The sequence below is a fragment of the Clostridium sp. X genome (assembly GCF_055755365.1).
The window spans coordinates 2,631,937-2,653,848 of sequence record NZ_CM146912.1 but is presented as its reverse complement, the minus strand read 5'-3'; the positions used below and the strand labels follow the sequence as shown (position 1 = coordinate 2,653,848).

Sequence of the window (21,912 nt, the reverse complement as noted above, 5' to 3'; positions counted from 1 at the left end):
GGTGATGAATTAAATGGAGGTTATGAAGCTATTAGAATATCTTCAAGAAATAATTGAAACATCACATAAAATGCCTATTTTTCGCAAATCCATGGTAGATAAAAAAGAGATTATAGAAGTAATTGAGCAAATTATAAATTATTTGCCAGATGAATTCAAAAAGGCTCAATGGATATGTGAAGAGAAAGAAAGAATTCTAAATGACGCCCATAGACAAGCTGAAAGTATCAAACAAGAGGGCTATGAAATGCTAAAGAAAGAGATAGAAAGACATAGCATAACAAAAGAGGCTCAAGAAAATGCGGAAGAGATTATAGCTGTGGCTAAAAAAGATGCTAAAACAATTAGAACTGGAGCTAAAAGTTATGCTGATGAAATTTTATGTGAATTAGAAAAGGAAATAACATTAAAGGGACAACAAATGTTATTAGGTATAAAAAAAGAAACAGAGGAATATTTAAATGATATGGAGCATAATATTACCTCTGCAATAGGAATAATAAGAGAGAATGTTACTGAATTAAGAGATTCTATGAAGTGATTTTTTTATTATAAAAGGTAAGCCAAGGAATGTTATTTGAATAAAAATAATTATATTTAAATTTATAGCTTTTGGCACTATTACGTCGATGCTAAATACACTTTTAGCTACATTAAAGACATTTAAGTTATAAAGTATTAATGTTATTAAGCTTGAAATGGTTCCTTGAATCAATTTTCTTTTAACATACTTAATCAATGAAAAATCATACTTATAAGTGATAGAGTAGGTTTGTGATATTATTGACAATCCGCTAAATGTTATAAGAAAACTTATAATAATTAATTTATACATATTACTAAATTCTAAACTAGATAGTAAATTGGAGCCATTGGTCATTTCGATTAGTCCTAAAAATGCTCCTTGAAGTATTTCTTTTTGAATTTTTAAAATTTCACATATAAACTCTGAAACAATATCAAATAAGATATTGTTTTTTATTATAGAAGAAATTACAGAGAAAAAAATTATAAATCCCCCTATGGAAATAGAAACTTTAAATGCATTATCAATACTAGATTTAAGTGCATGACCTATAGTATATTGTTTACCATATGTATTATTTATCTTAGATTTCTTAATGGTTACTATAGGCTTTTTTTGAGGAATAATTATAGCTAGTATAGCGCATGAGACATAGCTTGATATTAATAGAAGTAACCCAAAACCAGGATTATTCAGCATTGAAGTTCCTATAGCTCCAATAACAAATAAGGGGCTAGGGTTTGAGGCAATACTTATAAGCCTTTCGCAGGTATCATGATCAATAGTACCATTTTCATAAAGATCACATGCATATTTCGCACCTAAGGGGTATCCACATAGAATACTTATAATAAGTACAACAGAGCATTGTTTAGGGAGATTAATAGGTTTACAAAGAACATTACCTAAAACTTTTGAATATATGTTTACACCGTCATAATACATCATAATATTTATTAAGACTAAAAATGGAAAAATTGAAATAAACACTGAGTTTACAAACAATTTTACACCATTCAAAGCTGAATTTAAGCCGGCCTCAGGATTAAGCACTATACTAAGTATAAACAAAGTGCAAACTAATGTTATTAGAATATTGTTACCTATTTTTAAGTTGCTATTTTTAAGTAAAAGTATGATTAATATAGATATTATAATTAGAGTTAGACATAAAAGTATTATCATAATAGAATTCCCCTTAAAATAAATTTTGATGAAAATTGAAAGCAAATCTAGCGCTAATACAATTATATTTTAAAGAGCTTTAATATTATTACTCATTAAGCAAACGTATTGGAGAAATTGTATAATCAGAATTAGGTAAGATGGACTTATTAAGTAAACTATAGGTATTAGTTGCTATTATATCCATATTCAGTGAAATATTTAAATTATTTGGCAATTTAGTATAAACGGGTATTGAAGAAGATTTTTTTATTAGTTTTAGAATTTCTGTACCTCTTTTATTAAATCCTAATATTCTAGCATATTGAGCAGGTGAATTTCTGAGACTAGAACTATCTATTTCGTCTAATCCTACAAAATATTGACCAAGTATTCTACTTATACGAGTTCTAGTATATCTTTTAGTTTTACTTAAAGTTAAAAATTCTTCAAGACTATTACTTCTACAAAGTAATTGAAATAATCTATTGTGAAGACCCTCTGATGCGTCAGGCAAGTTTTCCATAGAGTTTTTAGGAGAAGATAATGCTTTATATTTACAAAAGTTAAATATATATTCATCGAAAACTAAAAAATTTTTATCATAATTCTGTTTAATTAAGTCAAAAGAAGATTTAGGCATTTTATCCTTAAGGAATTCTAAATGGATATTATCTTTTAAAAAATTTCTAATGGAAGTAGCGCTAGAAAAAGCACTACTTAAATCATTGCTATTATAAGAAGAACCAATTCTTTGTATGGTACAAGGAGCTATAGAACTGTTTAACTTTAGTAGGCTTTTACAATATTCTATTCCTAAAATATTATTTGATAGATTTAGTATCTTACTTGTATTCATATCATTGTTACTTAATATAGAACATAGTGCATTATTTCTTGAAACTGGATAAGATAATCCTTTATTAAGATTAGATTTTAATATATTTTTAAAGTCTTCCGATTCTGAGTTTAGTACCTGTGCAATTTCTTTTAACATATCTATATTTCCATGTTCACTTCCAAAAGACAGATTATTTACTATACCTAAACTATTTAATAAACTCACTGCACCAAAAGCAAAAAACTCCGCAGATGATATGCTGTATATTAATGGAAGTTCTATAACTAAATCAATACCATTAAGTAAAGCTATTTTGGTTCTGGTCCATTTATCAAGTAAAGCAGGTATACCTCGTTGAACGAAATTTCCACTCATAATACATATTATACCATCGCTATTAGTAATTCTTTTTGTGGATTCTATATGATGTACGTGTCCGTTATGTAAAGGATTATATTCAGCAACAATTCCTGTAATATTCATTCGATTATTCTCCTTTTAATATAAAAATGATATATTTATGAATAATTTAGTAATAAATGTAGTATACTACAAAGAAACAAATTCAATAATATATATGGAAAAATATTTATTTGTATTGAAAAGTATAGCATACTCGTTGTATATTATAATATAGAGTATATTATACAATAAAATATATTTAATTCATAAGATTTATTGAAAGGAGTAGATTAAAATGGGATTTATGGAAAGAATGTGGGAATTGGCAAGTAAAGATTTAAAAACAATTGTTCTTCCGGAGGGTGAAGAAGACAGAAACCTTGTTGCAGCAGGAAGAATAAATGAAAATTCATTAGCTAAAATAGTTTTAATTGGAAATGAAGAAAAAATAAGAGCTAAAGCAAGTGAATTAAATTCAAATATAGAAGGAGTTCAAATTCTGGATCCTGAAACATCAGAAAAGACTTTGGAATACTCTAAGGTTCTTTATGAAATAAGAAAAAATAAAGGTATGACTGAAGAAAAAGCACTTCAAGTTGTAAAAGATCCATTATATTTTGCAACTGTAATGGTAAAAGTAGGAGATGCTGATGGCATGGTATCAGGTGCAATACATACTACTGGTGACTTATTAAGACCAGGACTTCAAATAGTTAAAACACTTCCAGGCATTTCAATAGTTTCTGGAACTTTTGTTATGCAAGTTCCAAATTGTCAATTTGGTGAAAATGGATTACTATTATTTGCTGATTGTGCTGTTAATCCTAATCCAACGGCAGAAGAATTAGCTTCAATAGCTATAGCCACTGCTGAGACAGCTAAAAAATTATGTGGCATGGAGCCAAGAGTGGCTATGCTTTCTTTTTCAACAATGGGAAGTGCAAGTCATGAATTTGTTGATAAAGTTAGAAAAGCAACAGAAATTGCAAAAGCACAAAGACCTGATTTAGCAATAGATGGAGAACTACAATTAGATGCTGCTTTAGTTGAAGATGTAGCACAGTTAAAGGCACCTAATAGTCCTGTAGCTGGAAAAGCTAATGTATTAGTCTTCCCAGATTTACAATCTGGAAACATAGGATACAAATTAGTTCAAAGATTTGCTAATGCAGAAGCTATAGGTCCTATATGCCAAGGATTTGCAAAACCAATCAATGACTTATCTAGGGGATGCAGTGCTGAAGATATAGTTAATGTAGTTGCAATAACTGCTGTTCAAGCACAATAATATATAAGTACAAGTGAAAAATTGTTATCAATTACAAGTGTTAAAAATAAGCTTAATATCTAGGAGGAAAAACAAATGAAAGTTTTAGTAATTAATTGTGGTAGTTCATCTTTAAAGTATCAGTTAATAAATATGACTAACGAGGAGCCAATAGCTCAAGGTTTAGTTGAAAGAATAGGATTAGAGGGATCAATTCTAACTCAAAAAGTAAATGGTAAAAAGCATATTATAGAAGAGCCTATGAATGATCACAAAAAAGCTATTGAGTTAGTTTTAGGTGCATTAGTTGATAAAGAACATGGTGTTATAAGTGACATGTCAGAAATTACTGCTGTAGGACATAGAGTTGTTCATGGTGGAGAGGTTTATGCTGATTCGGTTTTAATTGATGAAAATGTAATGAAAGCATTAGATGACTTTATTAAATTAGCTCCTTTACACAACCCACCAAACATTATTGGAATTAATGCTTGTAAAGAGTTAATGCCAACAACACCGATGGTAGCTGTATTTGATACTGCTTTCCATCAAACATTACCTAAACATGCATATATGTACTCTTTACCATATGAATTATATGAAAAATATGGAATTAGAAAGTATGGATTCCATGGAACATCTCATAAATATGTTTCAAATATGACTGCTAAAATGTTAGGAAAAGATATAAAAGATTTAAAAATCATCACTTGTCACTTAGGTAATGGAGCTAGTTTAGCTGCTATTAAAAATGGTGTTTGTATAGATACAACAATGGGCTTTACTCCACTAGGTGGATTAGCTATGGGAACTAGATGTGGAAATGTTGATCCAGCAATAGTAACTTTCTTATTAAAAGAATGTCACTATTCAGTTGAAGAACTTGAAGATACATTAAATAAGCAATCAGGAGTATTTGGAATTTCAGGAGTTAGCAGTGATTTTAGAGATATTGAAGATGCTGCAGCAGAAGGAAATGAAAGAGCTCAATTAGCACTAGATATGTTTAAATACAGAGTTATTCAATATGTTGGATCATATACAGCAATAATGGGTGGTGTAGATGCAATAGTATTCACTGCTGGACTTGGAGAAAATGGAATAGAAACAAGAGAAGAATTAGGAAATTCATTTAGCTTTATAAATGCTAGAGTTGACAAAGAGAAAAACAATGTAAGAGGAGAAGCTAGAATCATTAGTACTGATGATTCAACTACTACTTTAATGGTTATACCAACAAATGAAGAGCTAATGATTGCTAGAGATACAAAAACAATAGTAGAAAAAAATGCATAATGTAGTAAAGATATAACAAAATACTTGACTTTTTATTAGCATGTTTATATAATAGGTTGTGGCTAATGAATTCCGCATATTTCGCGAAATTTATTAGCCCATTTATGATAATAGAGGTGTAAAAATGCAGATTGACATTTCTGGTTTAATTGGAAAAAGATTAAATCAACAAGAAGTCAGCGTATCCTTTGAAGGAAAAAACTTTACTTTAGATGGTGAAGAAATTGAATTCGTTAATCCTATTGTAGTAGAAGGTGTTTTTACTATGACTGGAGATATAGTGAGTTTCAATGGAAAAGTTAAGACAACTTTAAAACTTATTTGTTCTAGATGTCTTGAGAACTTTAATTATGTTTCAGAGATAGATATCGATGAAAAGTTCTCAAAAGTAACTCATGATGAAGATAATGATATAATCATTATACATAGTGATAAGGTAGATCTTTTGCCAATCATTGAGACTAATCTAATATTGTCACTACCAATGAAAAAGCTTTGCGATGAAGAGTGTAAGGGATTATGTTCGGTATGTGGCACAGATTTAAATCATTCCAATTGCAATTGTGAAAAGAGTGATATTGACCCGAGACTTGCAAAGTTAAGAGAACTTTTCTCAAATAACTAAGGAGGTGAAAATACATGGCACATCCAAAAAGAAAAACGTCAAAAGCTAGAAGAGACTCAAGAAGAGCTCAAACTTTTAAGCTAAGTGCACCAGGCATTGTTGAATGTCCTCAATGTCACGAAATGAAGCTTTCTCATAGAGTATGCAAAGAATGTGGATACTACAATGGTAAAGAAGTAGTTGCTAAAGAAAACTAAGAAAAGAAAGTCGTATGACTTTCTTTTTTTGAATTTCAGTTTATTATATTTGAATATTAATATATAAGTTTATCATATTAATGGAAAGAGGTTATAAATATGAAAATTGCTGTTGACGGAATGGGAGGGGACTATTCGCCACATGCAGTAGTTAAAGGGTGTGTAGAGGCTCTTAAAATATATAAAGGTATAAATATAATACTAACTGGACCGGAAGATTTAATTATTAAGGAATTAAGCAAATATGAATATAATAATGAACAAATAACTATACTAGATGCTAAGGAGATAATCACTAATAATGAGCATCCAGTAATGGCTATACGACGTAAAAAAGATTCCAGTTTATATAAAGCATTAGAATTAGTAAAGAATAAAGAAGCGGATGCTATAATTTCAGCAGGTAGTACAGGGGCTTTCCTCGCAGGAGCAACTTTTGTTATAGGACGTATAAAGGGAATAAACAGACCTGCACTGGCTCCAATAATGCCAGGTAAAAAAGGACCATTTATGGTAATCGACTGTGGAGCTAATGCTGAATGTAAACCACTAAATTTAGTTCAATTTGCATTAATGGGGCAAACTTATTTTCAAAGTATACTAAAAATAAATAATCCAACAGTTGGTCTTATTAATATTGGTGCAGAAGAAGAAAAAGGAAATGAACTTACAAAGGAAACTTATAAATTGTTAAAAGATGCTTCGCTAAACTTTGTAGGAAATGTAGAACCTAGGGAGATTCCAGAAGGTGATGTAAATATTCTAGTTTGTGATGGATTTATTGGAAATACAGTACTTAAAATGTATGAAGGAGTTGCGTCTACAATATTTTCAACTTTAAAAGAGGAAATTATGTCATCTTTTAGAACAAAATTAGGTGGAGTATTACTAAAGCCTGTTTTTGATAAATTTAAAAAGGACTTTGATTATAAAGAATATGGTGGTGCTGCATTTTTGGGAGTAGATGGAATATGCATTAAAGCACATGGCAATTCAGATAGTAAAGCCTTTAAAAATGCTATCAGTCAAGCTGTAAATTTTTATAATAATGATATAATTGAAAAAATTAAAGGGCACATAGAATCAAAAATGTAGTAAAGAAATTGGCAAATTTTCATTATCTTATTGACGATGTATAAGTTATGTAATATTATCATATTGTAGAATTTTTATGGGAGGTGAAGAAATGGTTTTTGATAAAGTTAAAAAAATTATTGCAGACCAGCTTGGTATTGATGAGAATACAGTAAAAATGGATTCATTATTCATAGATGACCTTGGAGCTGACTCTTTAGATGTAGTAGAACTTATAATGGCTTTAGAAGAGGAATTTGAAATTGAGATACCTGATGAAGAAGCAGAGAAAGCAACTAAGGTTGGAGATGTAGTAGAATATATAAGCTCTCATATTGATGAATAATCCTAAGTCCCGTAATTAAACGGGACTTTAAATTTATTTAAAATATAGGAGTTGTTTAAATGAACGAACATAGAGAAAAGATTCTTAATAATTTAGAAAATAAACTTAATATAAAGTTTAATAATATAGAAATTCTTGATGCAGCACTGACGCATAGTTCCTGTGTAAATGAAAATAAAAGACTACAATCTAATGAACGATTAGAGTTTTTAGGAGATTCAATATTACAACTATGTATATCTGAAATGTTATTTCATAAGTACAAGAATAAGCCAGAAGGTTTTCTTACCAAAAAGAGAGCTCAGATAGTGTGTGGAAACTCGCTTTACGATGTTGCAGTTAAACTTAACATTGGAGAATTTATTAACATGAGTAAAGGCGAAGAAATGACAGGTGGAAGAAGTAGAGTATCAATACTTGCCGATTGTATAGAGGCAATTATTGCGGCTATATATATGGATCAGGGATTTGATAATGTTAAAAATTTTATTTTAGCTAACTTTAAAGAAATAATTGAAAGATCTGACAGTGACAGTATTATAATGGATTATAAAACAAAGCTTCAAGAAACTATTCAAAAGTTTGGAGAGTACACTATAGACTATACTTTGCTTAAGTATGAGGGACCTCCTCATAGAAGAAAGTTTTATACAGAGGTTGTCGTAGAACCTCTTGTTAATGGTGTAGGAGAAGGGTATAGCAAGAAGGAATCAGAGCAAAGTGCAGCAAAAGAGGCTTTAGAGAATTTAGGTGATAGAATATGAGTAAAGCTCATTATATAATACCTATTTTTGTTCCACATGAAGGTTGTCCACATGAGTGCGTTTTCTGTAATCAGAATAGTATTACAGGAGCTACAACTACAGTTACAGCTGAAACTGTAGAAAATACAATACAAGAATATTTAAAAACTATAAATAATAGTAAAGCTATTGTAGAAGTTTCTTTCTATGGAGGAACCTTTACAGCGATAAATATAGAAAAGCAGAGAGAACTTCTTGGTATAGCGAAAAGTTATAAAGATAGTAAGTTAATAGACTACATTCATTTATCTACTCGACCTGATTATATAGATGAGGAAATCCTCTTAAATTTAAAAAAATATTCTGTTGATATAATTGAATTGGGCGTTCAATCTTTAAATGATGAAGTGCTTTTAAAATCAAGTAGGGGTCATACAGTGGAAGATGTTTATAGAGCATCAGATATTATAAAAAAGTATGGTTTTATATTAGGACACCAAATTATGATAGGATTACCAGGGGATGATTTTCAAAAAGATATAGATACTGCTAAGAAGATTATTGATATGAAACCTGATATAACCAGAATTTATCCTGCATTAGTAGTAAAAAACACACCAATGCAAATAATGTATAATGAAAAAAAATATAATCCTTATACTTTAGAAGACGCAGTCTATGTAAGTAAGATTATCTACTCAATGTTTGTAGCTAATAATATTAATGTTATAAGAATTGGGCTTCAACCTACAGAAGAAATTAACTATGGTAAGGATTTAGTAGCAGGACCGTTTCACCCATCCTTTAGAGAATTAGTAGAAGGAAGTATATATTGTGATATAATTTTAAAGTTTATGAATAATTATATTAACGAAGAAGTAGAATTATATATAAATAGTAAAGATATATCAAAATTATATGCAAGCAAGAAGAGATTTTTCAATGACATGAAACTACAAATTATTCCGAATAAATTATTAGTAAAACAAAATGATTCAATACAAAGGAATACTTTTATGTTAAAAAACAAAGAACAATGTAATATGATAGATATAGCTAGATACTTACAGTTTATGTATAAAGAAGGAGATTTGGATATTACATAGAATATATTCTCTATAAAATATGCAATAATTATTTTTGTAGGGAGGATAGAAAATGGAAATATTAAGAGTATCAGCGCAATCACAACCAAAATCTGTAGCAGGAGCATTAGCGGCAGTCCTAAGAGAAAACGGAATTGTTGAAGTTCAAGCTGTCGGTGCGGGTGCCGTAAATCAAGCTGTTAAAGCACTAGCAATTACAAGAGGATTCGTTGCCCCCAATGGAATAGATTTAGTAGTTGTACCTGCATTTTCACAAATATCTATTGATGGAGAAGAAAGAACAGCTATAAAGTTTATAGTAGAACCTAGATAATATACAAAACCGTGCGAAGCTTCTAGTGTTGCATTTATGTAATAATTAAATACTTGACAAAATTATAAAGGCAACTGATGGAAGTATATTTTCTATCAGTTGCCTTTATATAATTTAAGAAGAGTTTATGGGTAAATTATACACACAAGGTATATATAGCTTCCCCCTCCCCAGAATAATTTTTTTAAAGCGTCAGCTTGTCTGAAAATAACCGATGTTATATTCAGCGATTAGCTCAAGTAAATTATACCTAACAATACGAGTTAGCGTGAGCATTGAATACTTAGCAACAGTAACATTACAAGATAAGTATACAAGCATATATGAAATAAGTGATGAAAACACTTGAATTTTCACAGCATTTTCATTGTAGCCAATAAACTTTTTTATTCTAAGATTTTGCTTAATCCACTTGAAGAACAGTTCTATTTCCCATCTATGTTTATAAATTTTTATTATATCTGAGGCTGGCATATCAAATATATTAGTTATAAATGTAACGGCTTCGCCTTTTTCGTCAAAGGTCAATATTTCTCTATAGCTTTTAGATGTAATATTTTTAGAATAAGTTGTGCCTAAGATTACTTCAGTATCATATATATCTTCATATGGTTTAGAAGATATCATACGTTCTTCCATAACTATAGCATTCTTAGTACCTCTTGTAACAAACCTTATCTTGTCCTCACTAAGCTTGTCATACCATTTATAATCATAATATCCTCTATCAAAGACATAGATACAGCCTCTATCTTCGAAGAGGCCATTAATACATTTTCTATCATTTATGCCGCCTTTAACTACATTAATTTTCTCTGGAAATTCACCGTTGAATAATGTATTTATCTTTATACCAGCTCGACCGCTATCCATTTGGAAATATGGGGCAAGTTTTAAAGCAATTAGAATTACAGATGAATCAACAATTTTGATAGGAGGAATATCTTTCAGCAGCCTAACGGCTCCAAATCTTCTTTTGGCCTTGTTAACTAAGTGATAGAATATATCTTCAAAAATTCTATAGTCTCTGGTAGCATTTTTTCTTGAAAATTGAGATACACTTGGCACATTAATGAGACTCCTAAGTTTTTTATTAGATGAAATCTCTCCTTCAACTTCCCTTCAACTTTTACAACCTCTTATATTTAAATAAATCATTGAATTTATATGAGATTTTGTATCAAAATGCTGACTCCTGTAATCACCATTATATTTCTTTATAGTGTTATTAATAAAACTTCCTCCGATTTCCGCTATTAATTTATGAAAAACTAGTTTATTATTTTTAGTATAAACCATAAAAAAACCTCCTTGTTAATGGCTGTTTGGTCACTTCCATTTAAACACAGGGAGGTTTTCTTTTTCATTATTAAATTTTTACCAATTAAAATCTGTCAATAGAAACTTTTTTCTTTAATGCAACACTAGAAGTGCGAAGCACGGTTTTTATTTTATATTATGAACATTTTACATAACATTCTCAATCAAAAAATTAAAACTCTATTTATACGCTATAATATATTTGATATTTGGTATAATATGCTTTAAAATTAAAAAGATAAAAAATAAATTTTTAATTACTAGTTTTAAATTTATTTATAATATAAAAATACATAGCTAAAATTAGGAGAGATATTATGTTTTTGAAGTCACTTGAGATAAGAGGCTTTAAATCCTTTGCAGATAAAACTGAATTAGTTTTTAAGAAAGGAATTACAGCAATTGTAGGGCCCAATGGTAGTGGCAAAAGTAATATATCAGATGCAGTAAAATGGGTCTTAGGAGAACAAAGTGTTAAAAATTTGAGAGGTGGAAAAATGCAAGATGTCATTTTTTCAGGAACTGAATACAGAAAACAAGTTGGTTTGGCTCAGGTTTCACTAGTATTAGATAATAGTGATGGAGAATTATCTATTGATTATAATGAAGTAATAATAATGAGAAGAATATATAGATCTGGTGAAAGTGAATATTTAATAAACAATACAAAATGTAGACTCAGAGATATTCAAGAACTTTTCATGGATACTGGTATAGGAAAAGAAGGATATTCTATAATTGGACAAGGTAAGATTGAAGCAGTATTAAGTGGAAAGCCGGAAGAGCGAAGAAGTCTATTAGAAGAGGCTGCTGGTATTGTAAAGTTTAAAACAAGAAAAGAAGAAGCTGAAAGAAGACTTGAAAATACAGAACAAAATCTACAAAGAATAAATGATATATTTAGCACATACGAAGATAGAATAGAACCTCTTAAAAAAGAAAATGAAAAAGCTAAGCTTTTTTTAGAAATCTCACAAAAGCTAAAAGCTAAAGAAGTAACATTAATATTAAATAATATCGATAATTTAGATAATAAACTTAACAACCTAACGAATGAAATAAATGAAAATGATCATGTTATTAAAGAAATACTGACTGAGAAAGATATATACAATAAAAAAATTGAAAGCTTAAAAATTGAGTTAGAACAATTTGAATTAGAGAATAGTGAGGAAAGAAAGAAATATTATGAAAGTAAAAGTGATCACCAAAGATTATTATCAGAAATAGATTTATTAAATGAAAGAGTAAAAAACTTATCTAATAACATTCTTAAGTCAGTTAAGAATAAAGAACAACTTGAAGAAAAGATTGAAGAAACAATTAATGAGAGAAAAAATCATTCTTTTAAACTAAAAGAGTTAGAACGAGAACAGGAATCTTTAAATAAAAATATAGAATTAAATAATATATTAATTAACGAAAAAAATAAGTTTATAGATGATGAGATAAACAAAATAAAAGAGTTAAAAAAAGGGCAAGTTGAATTAATAAGTGAAATAACTCGATATAAAAGTGAAATTACTATAATTACAAAAGATGTTTATAATATGGAAAAAAAGCTTGAAGAACTTAAAGAGTATCGTAAAACCTATCTGAATTCTATTAAAATCAACGCATCTACTAAAGAAATGCTTAAAGATGAAATTATAAATATAAATAATAAAATAAATAAACATGAGGAAATTATTAGACAAAATAGAATAGATGTAATGAATAAAACACATGTAATCTTAGATAGTGAAGCTAAAGCTAAAAAGATTAGCATTATGTATAATAAGGCAGAGGCTAGCAAAGATGCTCTTACTAACTTAGAAAAATATCATGAGGGATACAATAAAGCTGTAAAGATAATCATGCAAAATATTGATCAAAGAAAAATACCTAAGGCATTTAATAATACGTGGATACTAGGAGAAATAATACAAGTAAAAAAGGAGTTTGAAATAGCTATAGAAGTAGCACTGGGATCGGCTATTTCAAATATTATTACTAGTGACGAGGATATTGCAAAAGATCTTATAAAACACCTTAAAGTTAACAATTTAGGAAGAGCTACATTTTTACCTTTAACAATTATAAAAGGTAAAAAAATATCAGTACCATTAAATATAAAAAATATTGATGGATATATTGGTATAGCTAGTGAAATTATAGATATAGACACTAAATATGTTGCTGCAGTTGAGTATACATTAGGAAGAACAATAATATCAAAAGATATGGAAAGTGCGCTAACTATAGCTAAGCATTCAAGCTATAATTATAAAATTGTAACGCTAACCGGCGAAGTTATAAATCCGGGTGGGGCATTAACAGGAGGAAGTTTACATAATAAAAATGTTAATATTATAGGCAGAAAGAGAGAAATAGAGGAATTAAAATTAAGCATAAAAATATATGAAAAAGAAATAAATGATTTAACTAAACAGATAGATGATATTAAAGAAAGTGTTACAAATATAGATAATGCTTCTTTGAAGTTAAAAGATCAGATTCATTATGAAAATATCGAAAGGACTAAAATTGATGAAAAAATAATTGCGCTTAATAGTGAAACAGAGAAACTTAAAAGAAGTATAGAAGTATCTAATAGTGAAGAAACAATAATTAGTGAAATGATTAGAAAAAATATAAAAGATTTAGATGACCTTAAACATAAAGTATGTACTTTAGAGAAAGAAGAAGAAGAAAATTCTTCTGAGATTTTAAACTTTGAGACTAACTTAGAAAAAGAAAATAGGGACATTAATGACACAGTTAATAAAATTACAGAATTAAAAGTAAAAAAAGCGCAAATAGATGAGAGTGTATCTAATAAGAACAAAGAATTAATCAGATTTAACTCTGAAATTTATCAATTAAATCACCAAGTAAAAACTTTTGAAGAAGAAGTAGATGAATCTAACATACAAATAACTAAATGTAGAAATAATATAGTTAATAATGAAGAGAACGTGAAAAAAATAGAGAGTGCGATAGAGGAGTTTGAAAATAAATTTAAGGAAATAGAATTAAGAATAATTAAGGTAAAAGAAAATATAAAAATTAATACAGAAAAATTAGAAGAAATTTTACTTTTATATGATAAAAACAATCGTATTAAAAATAATTTACATATATCTTCCGCTAGATTTGAAGCTGAGAGAGAGTCCATGTATTCTAAATTGAATGAAGAAATGGAATTAACATATGCAGAGGCATTAGAGCTTAGGGTACAAGAGGATATAGATAAGTGTAAAAAAGATATTGCTAAATATAAAAGCCAGATAACACAACTGGGTACTATTAATCTAGGTGCTATTGAAGAGTATAAGGAACTTCTAGAAAAATATAATTTTATGAAGGCTCAAAAAGATGATTTAGTTAAAGCTAAAGAAGAATTGCTTAATGTTGTAAAAAATATGACTGATAAAATGAGAACAGTATTTAATGAAAATTTCAATAAACTTAAAGTGAATTTTAATGAGACTTTCAGAGAATTATTTAAAGGTGGTAACGCTGATTTAATAATTGAAGAAGGTGATGAACTTACTGCAAATATAGAGATAAATGTTCAGCCCCCAGGCAAAAAACTTCAGAACATTAATCTTATGTCTGGAGGAGAAAAGGGGTTATCTGCTATTGCTTTACTATTTGCTATTCTTAAGATGAAACCTACACCGTTTTGTATACTTGATGAGATAGAGGCAGCATTAGATGACTCTAATGTAACAAGATATGCAGAATTTTTAAAGAGATTTTCAATTAACACTCAGTTTATAATTATTACCCACAGAAAAGGAACTATGGAAGCTGGTGATGTGCTCTATGGTATCACTATGGAAGAAAAAGGTGTATCGAAAATAGTTTCAGTAGATTTAGAGAAATAATATTTTTATTAAGTAAGAAGGAGTTGGAAAGATGTTCGGAGATTTATTTAACAAACTTAAAAGTGGATTAACAAAAACTAAAAGTAATTTTACAGAAAGAGTTTCAGAAGTATTAAAGTTAGCGGTAAAAATTGATGATGAATTGTACGAGGAGATTGAAGAAATTTTAATAACATCAGATATTGGGGTAGAAACATCTCTAGAAATTATTGAGAGATTAAAACAAAGCGTCAAAGAAAAGAAGATTAAAGAGCCACAAGAGATATATTCATGTTTAAAAGAAGTACTTATTGCTATGCTAGGTGAAGGAGACGAAGAGATTCTAAATAATACTCCTAAAATAATATTAGTTATAGGAGTTAATGGAGTTGGTAAAACTACTTCCATTGGAAAGATGTCTTATAAATTTAAAAGCAAGGGGCATAAAGTTATAATGGCAGCAGCAGATACATTTAGAGCAGCTGCTATAGATCAATTAGAGATTTGGAGTAGTAGAGCTGGAGTGGACATTATTAAACATCAAGAAGGATCTGATCCCGGATCTGTAGTTTTTGATGCCATACAGGCCTCAAAAGCTAGAAAATCAGATGTATTAATATGTGACACTGCTGGAAGACTTCATAACAAAAAGAATCTAATGAATGAGCTAGAAAAAATAAATAGAATAATAGATAGAGAATATGGAGAAGCATATAAAGAAACTCTATTAGTCCTAGATGCTACAACGGGTCAGAATGCACTTCAACAAGCAAAACAATTTACAGAGGTCTGTCCTATTGATGGAATAGTATTAACCAAGTTGGATGGTACTGCTAAAGGAGGAGTAATTATAGCTATAAAACATCAACTTAATATTCCTGTTAAACTTATTGGAGTTGGAGAAGGTATTGAAGATTTACAAGAATTTAGAGCAAAAGACTTTGTAGAGGCACTATTTTAGATAATTTTATAGTGTTAAGTAAAAATACTTGACACCATAAAATTAATTTGTTATTATATTTTCATGAGTTGGTGATTTTGTGGAAGATAGAATAAAGATATCTTTTCTGATGGATTATTATAAAGAGTTACTAACAGAAAAGCAAAAATATATTATGGAACTATACTTTAATGAAGATTTGTCTTTAGCTGAAATATCTGAGATAACGAGTACAAGTAGGCAAGCGATATTTGATATAATTAAAAGATGTACTAAGTTGCTTACAGAATATGAAAGTAAGCTAAAACTTGTAGAAAGAAGCAATGAAGTAAAGAAGAGTAAAAAAATAATTATAGAGAAAATTTCTATACTTGAAGATAGTATCGATAAGAAAGAATTTATAGACTTAATACAAGAGATAAAAAATAATATAGTTGAGTTTATTTAGGAGGAATAAGATGGCATTTGAAGGATTAGCATCTAAACTTCAAGAAACCTTAAAAAAGTTAAAAGGAAAAGGTAAGCTATCCGAAAAAGATATTAAAGAAGCTATGAGAGAAGTTAAGTTAGCTTTACTAGAAGCTGATGTTAACTATAAAATAGTTAAAGATTTTGTAAAAAGCACAGGTGAAAAGTGTCTTGGTAAAGAAGTTATGGAGAGTTTAACTCCAGGACAACATGTTATTAAGATAGTTAACGATGAGCTAAAAGCATTAATGGGAGATAGTGAAAGTAAAATAGAATTTTCAACAAAGGGTCTAACGGTAATTATGTTAGTTGGACTACAGGGTGCAGGTAAAACAACTATGGGTGGTAAATTAGCTCTTGATTTACGAAAAAGAAATAAAAGACCACTACTGGTTGCTTGTGATATTTATAGACCTGCTGCAATAAAACAACTTCAAGTTGTTGGAAAACAGATAGATGTACCAGTGTTTTCTATGGGAGATAAAGTTAATCCTGTGGATATTGCGAATGCTTCTATTGAATATGCAAAAAATAATGATTTGAATGTTGTTATAGTTGATACAGCTGGTAGGCTACATATAGATGAAAGTTTAATGGATGAACTTAGGAATATAAAAACCACAGTAAATCCTAATGAAATATTATTAGTAGTAGACTCAATGACTGGTCAAGATGCTGTGAATGTAGCAGAAAGTTTTAATGAAACATTAGATATTAGTGGAGTTATTTTAACTAAATTAGATGGAGATACAAGAGGCGGAGCAGCTTTATCTATTAAAGCCATTACAGGGAAACCTATTAAGTATGTAGGGCTTGGAGAAAAGATGAATGATCTTGAAGTATTTTATCCAGATAGAATGGCTTCTAGAATACTAGGAATGGGAGATATACTATCACTTATAGAAAAAGCTCAAGAATCTATTGATGAAGAAAGAGCAAAAGAGCTTAGTGATAGAATGATGAATCAAGAATTTAACTTAGAAGATTTTAAAGAGTCTATGTCTCAACTTAAAAAGATGGGACCAATGGGAAAACTTTTAGAGATGATTCCTGGAGTTAATACAAAACAATTAGAAGGACTTGATTTAAGTCAAAGTGAAAAAGAACTAAAAAAAATAGAAGCTATGATTGACTCTATGACTAAAAAGGAACGAAAAGATCCTTCTTTAGTTAGTAGTTCTCCCTCTAGAAAAAAAAGAATTGCTAATGGATCAGGTACTACAGTTCAGCAAGTTAATAAATTATTGAAAGACTTTCAAGCAATGAAGAAGATGATGAAGCAAATGAAAAATCAACAGAAATCATTGAAAAAAGGTATGTTTGGGAAATTTCCATTCATGTAATAGATAAGACTTTTAAGGAGGTGATATTAATGGCAGTTAAAATAAGACTAAGAAGAATGGGTGCTAAGAAAGCTCCATTTTATAGAGTTGTTGTTGCAGATTCAAGATCTCCAAGAGATGGAAGATTTATTGAAGAAATAGGTTATTATAATCCAGTTTCAGAACCAAAGACAGTGAAAATAGATGAAGATAAAGCTGTTCAATGGATGAAAAATGGTGCACAACCAACAGATGTTGTCAAGAGATTATTTGCACAAGCTGGGATAGTTGAAAAACTTTCTAAGTAGTAACCAGGGGGTGTAGTAAATGAAGAATTTGCTAGAGATTATAGCTAAAGCATTAGTTAATAACCCAAATATGGTTAGTGTTAATGAAATTATTGGTGAACAATCAATAATTCTTGAATTGAAAGTATCCCCTGATGATATGGGGAAAGTAATTGGCAAGCAGGGAAGAATAGCTAAGGCTATAAGAACGCTTGTAAAGGCAGCAGCTGTAAAGGCAGATAAGAGAGTTGTTGTTGAAATAATTTAGCTACATACTGAATAGTATAAATAAAAGAGTTAGGTGAACCTAACTCTTTTAAAATATTTTAAAAAAGGAGTATAGGTATTATGGAACAGTTTTTAACTGTAGGAACAATAATAAATACTCATGGTATTAAAGGAGAAGTCAAGGTTAAGGCATATACTGATGATTTAAGTAGATTTAAAAAATTAAAGCAGGCTTATATAGATAATAATGAAATAATAATAGCAGGATGTAAATTGCAACCAGGGAAAGTAATATTAAAAATAGATGGAATAGATAGTATAGAAGATGCACAAAAACTTAAGAATAAAAATATTGAAGTAAAAAGAGAAGATGCAGCAAAGCTTCCTAAAGACTCTTATTATTCTGCTGATATTATTGGCTGTGAAGTTTTTGATGAAACAGGAGAAAGTTTAGGAAATATAGATGATATAATTTACACAGGTAGCAATGATGTTTATTGGATAAAAGGTGAAAAAGAGCTTCTTATTCCAGCACTTAAAACTATTATTATAGATATAAATATGGAAAATAAGAAAATAATTATTAAGCCTGTAGATGTATGGCAATGAAGATAGATATTTTAACTTTGTTTCCAGAAATGTTTGAAGTGCTTAATCATAGTATTATAGGTAGGGCCTCAGAAAAAGGCATATTAGATATTAATACACATAATATAAGAAACTCTTCTTTAAATAAGCATAAAAAGGTGGATGACTACCCTTATGGTGGAGGAGCTGGTATGGTTATGACACCCCAGCCTATAGTAGATTCTATAAGGAAAGTTAAAGAATCTAATAGGGGACCAATAATATTTTTAGGACCTAGAGGAACTAAATTTTCACAAGATATAGCAAAAAAGCTTTCTCGGGGGAGTGAATTGATATTTTTGTGTGGCCATTATGAGGGGATAGATGAGAGAGTTTATAAGCATATAGACATGGAGATCTCTCTTGGAGATTTTGTAGTTACTGGAGGGGAAATGGCCTGTATTCCTATTGTAGATAGCATATGTAGACTTCTACCTGGTGTGTTAGCCTGCAGTGAGAGTTTCGAAGAAGAATCTTTTTATAATGGAATATTAGAGTATCCTCAATATACACGTCCAGAAATCTTTGAAGGTGATAGAGTTCCAGAGGTATTGCTTTCAGGACACCATGAAAATATTAATAAATGGAGAAGAAGACAATCTCTTCTTCTCACTAAGTTAAAAAGACCAGATTTATTTAAGTTATTAAATTTGTCTAAACAAGATGAAAAATTGTTAAAAGATTAGAGAAAAGTTTATTTTATAATATATATAGTAGAATAATATATAAATCTATTGAACGAAGAATAAAACTATGATAAAATATGCTTTGTGCTAGTACGGACGGTCCTCTATCAAATGATTAAATAGGATATGAACGTCGAAAATACTTTAAAGGAGGGAATGCACATGTTAGATATAATAAGAGAAATAGAAGCTGAACAAATTAAAAGTGATTTAACACCATTCAATGTAGGAGATACTATTAGAATTGATGTAAGAATCAAAGAAGGCGCGAAAGAAAGAATTCAGGCTTTCGAAGGAACAGTAATAAAGAAACAAAATGGTGGAATAAGAGAAACTTTTACTGTAAGAAGAGTAGCTTACGGTACTGCAGTTGAGAGAACATTTCCAATAAATTCGCCAGTGATTGAAGGAATAAAAGTAGTAAGAAGAGGTAAAACTAGAAGAGCTAAACTTTACTACTTAAGAGACAGAGTGGGTAAAGCAGCAAAAGTTAAAGAATTAATTAGATAAAAAATGGGACTGAAGAGTCCTTTTTTTTATTTATGTATAAAAAAATTAACTTGTGTAAACTTAAGAAGTAAAGGAGGTTGTTTTATATGTCAATAAATTGGTTTCCGGGACATATGGCTAAAACTAGAAGAGAAATTAAAGAGAACTTAAAGCTTGTAGATGCAGTAATTGAGCTTAGGGATGCAAGAATAGTAAAGTCAAGCGCAAATCCAGAGATTGATGAAATTTGTAAGGATAAACCAAGGATTATACTATTAAATAAAAGTGATTTATCTGAAGAAAATGTAACTCAAAAATGGATATCTTTACTTTCAAAGGAATTAGTAAAAGTAACAAATGTAAATAGTTTAAATGGGAAAGGTTTAAATAACATAAAAAATATTTTGAATATTTTATTGAAAGAAAAACATGATAGATTAAAAGCTAAAGGTATAATGAATATCACTACTAGAGCTATGGTAGTAGGTATACCAAATGTAGGAAAATCATCTTTTATAAATAGAATGGCTAATAATGCTAGGGCTAAGGTTGGAGATAAACCAGGAGTTACTAAAAGTAAGCAATGGATTAAAACAAATATAGGGATAGAGCTTCTTGATACACCTGGGGTATTATGGCCTAAATTTGAAGATGAGGAAGTCGGATTAAGTTTAGCATTTACAGGAGCTATAAAAGACGAAATAATGGACATAGAAACTCTGGCTTTTAAATTGATACAAAGACTTCAAGAATTCTATCCAGAGAGACTTAAAGAAAGATATAAATTAGAAGATTTAAGTGAAGATGCATTAGAGAATATGGATAATATAGCTAAAAAAAGAGGGGCTGTTATGTCTGGAGGAAATATAGATTATAATAGAGTTTCAGTTCTAATCTTAGATGAGTTCAGGGGTGGTAAATTAGGTCCAATATCCCTTGAAAGGCCGTGATTTAAATAGTGAAAGTTGATTTAAAAGAAATGAAATCTCAGGAAGTAAAAGACTGGGTAAAAAATATTTTAAAAGAAGATATTTTAGAAGATGACTATAAGCTAATTTTAGAAGCTCTAAAAAATGATAATAGACAAACCGTAAAAAATTTAAGTAGTGTTATACATAAATTTTTAATTGATAGAGAAAAGGAATTATCAAGAGTTACAGGTATGTATGATTTTGATAGACAATTCAAAACGTACACATATTTAGCAGGTGTAGACGAAGTTGGAAGAGGCCCTCTAGCAGGACCTATTGTGGCTGCTTCTGTAATCTTAAATTTAAACTGTATAGATGATAGAGACTTAATTTTAAAAATTAAAGATTCAAAAAAACTTTCTATAAAAATGAGAGAAGAATTAAGTTTAGTGATTAAAGAGAAAGCACTCTGTTATAATATAGCTGAAATAAGTAATGAAGAAATTGATTTAAAAGGTATTGCTTGGTGTAATAATGAGGTTCTAAGACGAGCAGTTATGGGCCTCAATGTTAAACCCTCATTGGTTCTATCAGATGGATACGCAATTAAAGATTGTACTATAGAAAATGAATTTGTTATTAAAGGAGATGTAAAAAGCGCTAGCATAGCTTGTGCATCTATAATAGCTAAGGTTTATAGAGATAATTTAATGACAGAATACAGTAATATTTATCCTCAGTATGGATTCGATAAAAATTCAGGATATGGCACAAAATCACACATAGATGCAATTAAAAGCTATGGCTATACAAAGTTACATAGAATAAGTTTTTTAAAAAATATATTAAATGCTTTTTAAACATAAAGACTAACTACTTTCGT

25 protein-coding genes are annotated in these 21,912 nt (G+C 29.3%); 21 read left to right on the top strand and 4 right to left on the bottom strand.

The window, feature by feature from the left end; translation table 11 throughout:
- The first annotated feature begins 13 nt into the window (after positions 1-13).
- Positions 14-541 carry an ATPase gene (locus ACX0KU_RS13395; protein WP_472990479.1) on the top strand — a complete coding sequence of 176 codons (528 nt, stop codon included), beginning with the start codon at positions 14-16 and terminating at the stop codon, positions 539-541.
- On the opposite strand, the gene ylbJ is transcribed toward ACX0KU_RS13395, so the two are convergent.
- Together ylbJ and ACX0KU_RS13385 are read right to left on the bottom strand one after the other, a co-directional pair.
- A complete protein-coding gene (gene ylbJ / locus ACX0KU_RS13390) occupies positions 521-1,711 on the bottom strand; it encodes a sporulation integral membrane protein YlbJ (protein WP_472990478.1) in 1,191 nt (396 codons plus the stop codon). The genes ACX0KU_RS13395 and ylbJ overlap by 21 nt on opposite strands.
- An 88-nt stretch (positions 1,712-1,799) precedes the next feature.
- Complete coding sequence (locus ACX0KU_RS13385) at positions 1,800-3,014, bottom strand: nucleotidyltransferase (RefSeq protein WP_472990477.1); 1,215 nt, start codon at positions 3,012-3,014, stop codon at positions 1,800-1,802.
- 214 nt (positions 3,015-3,228) lie between these two features.
- Between ACX0KU_RS13385 and pta the strand changes: the two genes are divergently transcribed.
- From pta to ACX0KU_RS13340, 9 genes are all read left to right on the top strand, one after another.
- Positions 3,229-4,221, top strand: a complete 993-nt coding sequence (gene pta / locus ACX0KU_RS13380) for a phosphate acetyltransferase (protein ID WP_472990476.1) — start codon at positions 3,229-3,231, stop codon at positions 4,219-4,221.
- Positions 4,222-4,296: 75 nt separating this feature from the next.
- Positions 4,297-5,496, top strand: coding sequence for an acetate kinase (locus ACX0KU_RS13375; RefSeq protein WP_472990475.1), 1,200 nt, complete (start codon positions 4,297-4,299; stop codon positions 5,494-5,496).
- Positions 5,497-5,620: 124 nt separating this feature from the next.
- A complete protein-coding gene (locus tag ACX0KU_RS13370; RefSeq protein ID WP_472990474.1) occupies positions 5,621-6,121 on the top strand; it encodes a YceD family protein in 501 nt (166 codons plus the stop codon).
- Positions 6,122-6,135: 14 nt separating this feature from the next.
- Positions 6,136-6,318 (top strand): 50S ribosomal protein L32, encoded by a 183-nt coding sequence (gene rpmF, locus ACX0KU_RS13365; RefSeq protein WP_472990473.1) that lies wholly within the window; start codon positions 6,136-6,138, stop codon positions 6,316-6,318.
- Positions 6,319-6,417: 99 nt separating this feature from the next.
- On the top strand, positions 6,418-7,413 hold the full coding sequence (gene plsX, locus ACX0KU_RS13360) for a phosphate acyltransferase PlsX (protein ID WP_472990472.1): 996 nt from the start codon (positions 6,418-6,420) through the stop codon (positions 7,411-7,413).
- 91 nt (positions 7,414-7,504) lie between these two features.
- Positions 7,505-7,738 carry an acyl carrier protein gene (gene acpP / locus ACX0KU_RS13355; protein WP_472990471.1) on the top strand — a complete coding sequence of 78 codons (234 nt, stop codon included), beginning with the start codon at positions 7,505-7,507 and terminating at the stop codon, positions 7,736-7,738.
- A gap of 59 nt (positions 7,739-7,797) precedes the next feature.
- Positions 7,798-8,502 (top strand): ribonuclease III, encoded by a 705-nt coding sequence (gene rnc / locus ACX0KU_RS13350; protein WP_472990470.1) that lies wholly within the window; start codon positions 7,798-7,800, stop codon positions 8,500-8,502.
- Positions 8,499-9,587: an elongator complex protein 3 gene (locus ACX0KU_RS13345; RefSeq protein WP_472990469.1), complete on the top strand. Its 1,089-nt coding sequence runs from the start codon at positions 8,499-8,501 to the stop codon at positions 9,585-9,587. Before rnc ends, ACX0KU_RS13345 begins: the two co-directional genes overlap by 4 nt.
- Before the next feature lie 52 nt (positions 9,588-9,639).
- On the top strand, positions 9,640-9,900 hold the full coding sequence (locus ACX0KU_RS13340) for a stage V sporulation protein S (RefSeq protein WP_472990468.1): 261 nt from the start codon (positions 9,640-9,642) through the stop codon (positions 9,898-9,900).
- A gap of 192 nt (positions 9,901-10,092) precedes the next feature.
- On the opposite strand, the gene ACX0KU_RS13335 is transcribed toward ACX0KU_RS13340, so the two are convergent.
- Together ACX0KU_RS13335 and ACX0KU_RS13330 are read right to left on the bottom strand one after the other, a co-directional pair.
- Complete coding sequence (locus tag ACX0KU_RS13335) at positions 10,093-10,968, bottom strand: IS4 family transposase (protein ID WP_472990467.1); 876 nt, start codon at positions 10,966-10,968, stop codon at positions 10,093-10,095.
- A gap of 54 nt (positions 10,969-11,022) precedes the next feature.
- Entirely contained in the window at positions 11,023-11,199 is a 177-nt protein-coding gene (locus ACX0KU_RS13330; RefSeq protein ID WP_472990466.1) for a DUF4372 domain-containing protein, read from the bottom strand.
- A 338-nt stretch (positions 11,200-11,537) separates the two neighbouring features.
- Between ACX0KU_RS13330 and smc the strand changes: the two genes are divergently transcribed.
- The 11 genes from smc (at position 11,538) to ACX0KU_RS13275 (ending at position 21,889) form a co-directional block, all read left to right on the top strand.
- Positions 11,538-15,092 (top strand): chromosome segregation protein SMC, encoded by a 3,555-nt coding sequence (smc, locus tag ACX0KU_RS13325; RefSeq protein WP_472990465.1) that lies wholly within the window; start codon positions 11,538-11,540, stop codon positions 15,090-15,092.
- 31 nt (positions 15,093-15,123) lie between these two features.
- A complete protein-coding gene (gene ftsY, locus ACX0KU_RS13320; RefSeq protein ID WP_472990464.1) occupies positions 15,124-16,032 on the top strand; it encodes a signal recognition particle-docking protein FtsY in 909 nt (302 codons plus the stop codon).
- 79 nt (positions 16,033-16,111) lie between these two features.
- Complete coding sequence (locus ACX0KU_RS13315) at positions 16,112-16,459, top strand: putative DNA-binding protein (protein WP_472990463.1); 348 nt, start codon at positions 16,112-16,114, stop codon at positions 16,457-16,459.
- A gap of 10 nt (positions 16,460-16,469) precedes the next feature.
- Positions 16,470-17,822 (top strand): signal recognition particle protein, encoded by a 1,353-nt coding sequence (gene ffh, locus ACX0KU_RS13310; RefSeq protein ID WP_472990462.1) that lies wholly within the window; start codon positions 16,470-16,472, stop codon positions 17,820-17,822.
- 29 nt (positions 17,823-17,851) lie between these two features.
- Positions 17,852-18,109, top strand: coding sequence for a 30S ribosomal protein S16 (rpsP, locus tag ACX0KU_RS13305; protein ID WP_472990461.1), 258 nt, complete (start codon positions 17,852-17,854; stop codon positions 18,107-18,109).
- Positions 18,110-18,128: 19 nt separating this feature from the next.
- On the top strand, positions 18,129-18,356 hold the full coding sequence (locus tag ACX0KU_RS13300) for a KH domain-containing protein (RefSeq protein ID WP_472990460.1): 228 nt from the start codon (positions 18,129-18,131) through the stop codon (positions 18,354-18,356).
- Between the two features lie 80 nt (positions 18,357-18,436).
- Positions 18,437-18,925, top strand: a complete 489-nt coding sequence (rimM, locus tag ACX0KU_RS13295) for a ribosome maturation factor RimM (protein ID WP_472990459.1) — start codon at positions 18,437-18,439, stop codon at positions 18,923-18,925.
- Positions 18,916-19,629: a tRNA (guanosine(37)-N1)-methyltransferase TrmD gene (gene trmD / locus ACX0KU_RS13290; protein WP_472990458.1), complete on the top strand. Its 714-nt coding sequence runs from the start codon at positions 18,916-18,918 to the stop codon at positions 19,627-19,629. Before rimM ends, trmD begins: the two co-directional genes overlap by 10 nt.
- A gap of 162 nt (positions 19,630-19,791) precedes the next feature.
- Entirely contained in the window at positions 19,792-20,139 is a 348-nt protein-coding gene (rplS, locus tag ACX0KU_RS13285; RefSeq protein ID WP_472990457.1) for a 50S ribosomal protein L19, read from the top strand.
- A gap of 86 nt (positions 20,140-20,225) precedes the next feature.
- Complete coding sequence (gene ylqF / locus ACX0KU_RS13280) at positions 20,226-21,068, top strand: ribosome biogenesis GTPase YlqF (RefSeq protein WP_472990456.1); 843 nt, start codon at positions 20,226-20,228, stop codon at positions 21,066-21,068.
- Positions 21,069-21,097: 29 nt separating this feature from the next.
- The gene (locus tag ACX0KU_RS13275; RefSeq protein ID WP_472992456.1) at positions 21,098-21,889 is read left to right on the top strand and encodes a ribonuclease HII; all 792 of its coding nucleotides are present in this window, start codon (positions 21,098-21,100) and stop codon (positions 21,887-21,889) included.
- The last annotated feature ends 23 nt before the right edge of the window (positions 21,890-21,912 follow it).

What these genes read in the sequence shown, in the direction of transcription:
- ACX0KU_RS13395 (WP_472990479.1), top strand. Translation starts at nt 14, where the DNA reads ATGGAGGTTATGAAGCTATTAGAATATCTTCAAGAAATAATTGAAACA.
- ylbJ (WP_472990478.1), bottom strand. Translation starts at nt 1,711, where the DNA reads ATGATAATACTTTTATGTCTAACTCTAATTATAATATCTATATTAATC.
- ACX0KU_RS13385 (WP_472990477.1), bottom strand. Translation starts at nt 3,014, where the DNA reads ATGAATATTACAGGAATTGTTGCTGAATATAATCCTTTACATAACGGA.
- pta (WP_472990476.1), top strand. Translation starts at nt 3,229, where the DNA reads ATGGGATTTATGGAAAGAATGTGGGAATTGGCAAGTAAAGATTTAAAA.
- ACX0KU_RS13375 (WP_472990475.1), top strand. Translation starts at nt 4,297, where the DNA reads ATGAAAGTTTTAGTAATTAATTGTGGTAGTTCATCTTTAAAGTATCAG.
- ACX0KU_RS13370 (WP_472990474.1), top strand. Translation starts at nt 5,621, where the DNA reads ATGCAGATTGACATTTCTGGTTTAATTGGAAAAAGATTAAATCAACAA.
- rpmF (WP_472990473.1), top strand. Translation starts at nt 6,136, where the DNA reads ATGGCACATCCAAAAAGAAAAACGTCAAAAGCTAGAAGAGACTCAAGA.
- plsX (WP_472990472.1), top strand. Translation starts at nt 6,418, where the DNA reads ATGAAAATTGCTGTTGACGGAATGGGAGGGGACTATTCGCCACATGCA.
- acpP (WP_472990471.1), top strand. Translation starts at nt 7,505, where the DNA reads ATGGTTTTTGATAAAGTTAAAAAAATTATTGCAGACCAGCTTGGTATT.
- rnc (WP_472990470.1), top strand. Translation starts at nt 7,798, where the DNA reads ATGAACGAACATAGAGAAAAGATTCTTAATAATTTAGAAAATAAACTT.
- ACX0KU_RS13345 (WP_472990469.1), top strand. Translation starts at nt 8,499, where the DNA reads ATGAGTAAAGCTCATTATATAATACCTATTTTTGTTCCACATGAAGGT.
- ACX0KU_RS13340 (WP_472990468.1), top strand. Translation starts at nt 9,640, where the DNA reads ATGGAAATATTAAGAGTATCAGCGCAATCACAACCAAAATCTGTAGCA.
- ACX0KU_RS13330 (WP_472990466.1), bottom strand. Translation starts at nt 11,199, where the DNA reads ATGGTTTATACTAAAAATAATAAACTAGTTTTTCATAAATTAATAGCG.
- smc (WP_472990465.1), top strand. Translation starts at nt 11,538, where the DNA reads ATGTTTTTGAAGTCACTTGAGATAAGAGGCTTTAAATCCTTTGCAGAT.
- ftsY (WP_472990464.1), top strand. Translation starts at nt 15,124, where the DNA reads ATGTTCGGAGATTTATTTAACAAACTTAAAAGTGGATTAACAAAAACT.
- ffh (WP_472990462.1), top strand. Translation starts at nt 16,470, where the DNA reads ATGGCATTTGAAGGATTAGCATCTAAACTTCAAGAAACCTTAAAAAAG.
- rpsP (WP_472990461.1), top strand. Translation starts at nt 17,852, where the DNA reads ATGGCAGTTAAAATAAGACTAAGAAGAATGGGTGCTAAGAAAGCTCCA.
- ACX0KU_RS13300 (WP_472990460.1), top strand. Translation starts at nt 18,129, where the DNA reads ATGAAGAATTTGCTAGAGATTATAGCTAAAGCATTAGTTAATAACCCA.
- rimM (WP_472990459.1), top strand. Translation starts at nt 18,437, where the DNA reads ATGGAACAGTTTTTAACTGTAGGAACAATAATAAATACTCATGGTATT.
- trmD (WP_472990458.1), top strand. Translation starts at nt 18,916, where the DNA reads ATGGCAATGAAGATAGATATTTTAACTTTGTTTCCAGAAATGTTTGAA.
- rplS (WP_472990457.1), top strand. Translation starts at nt 19,792, where the DNA reads ATGTTAGATATAATAAGAGAAATAGAAGCTGAACAAATTAAAAGTGAT.
- ylqF (WP_472990456.1), top strand. Translation starts at nt 20,226, where the DNA reads ATGTCAATAAATTGGTTTCCGGGACATATGGCTAAAACTAGAAGAGAA.
- ACX0KU_RS13275 (WP_472992456.1), top strand. Translation starts at nt 21,098, where the DNA reads ATGAAATCTCAGGAAGTAAAAGACTGGGTAAAAAATATTTTAAAAGAA.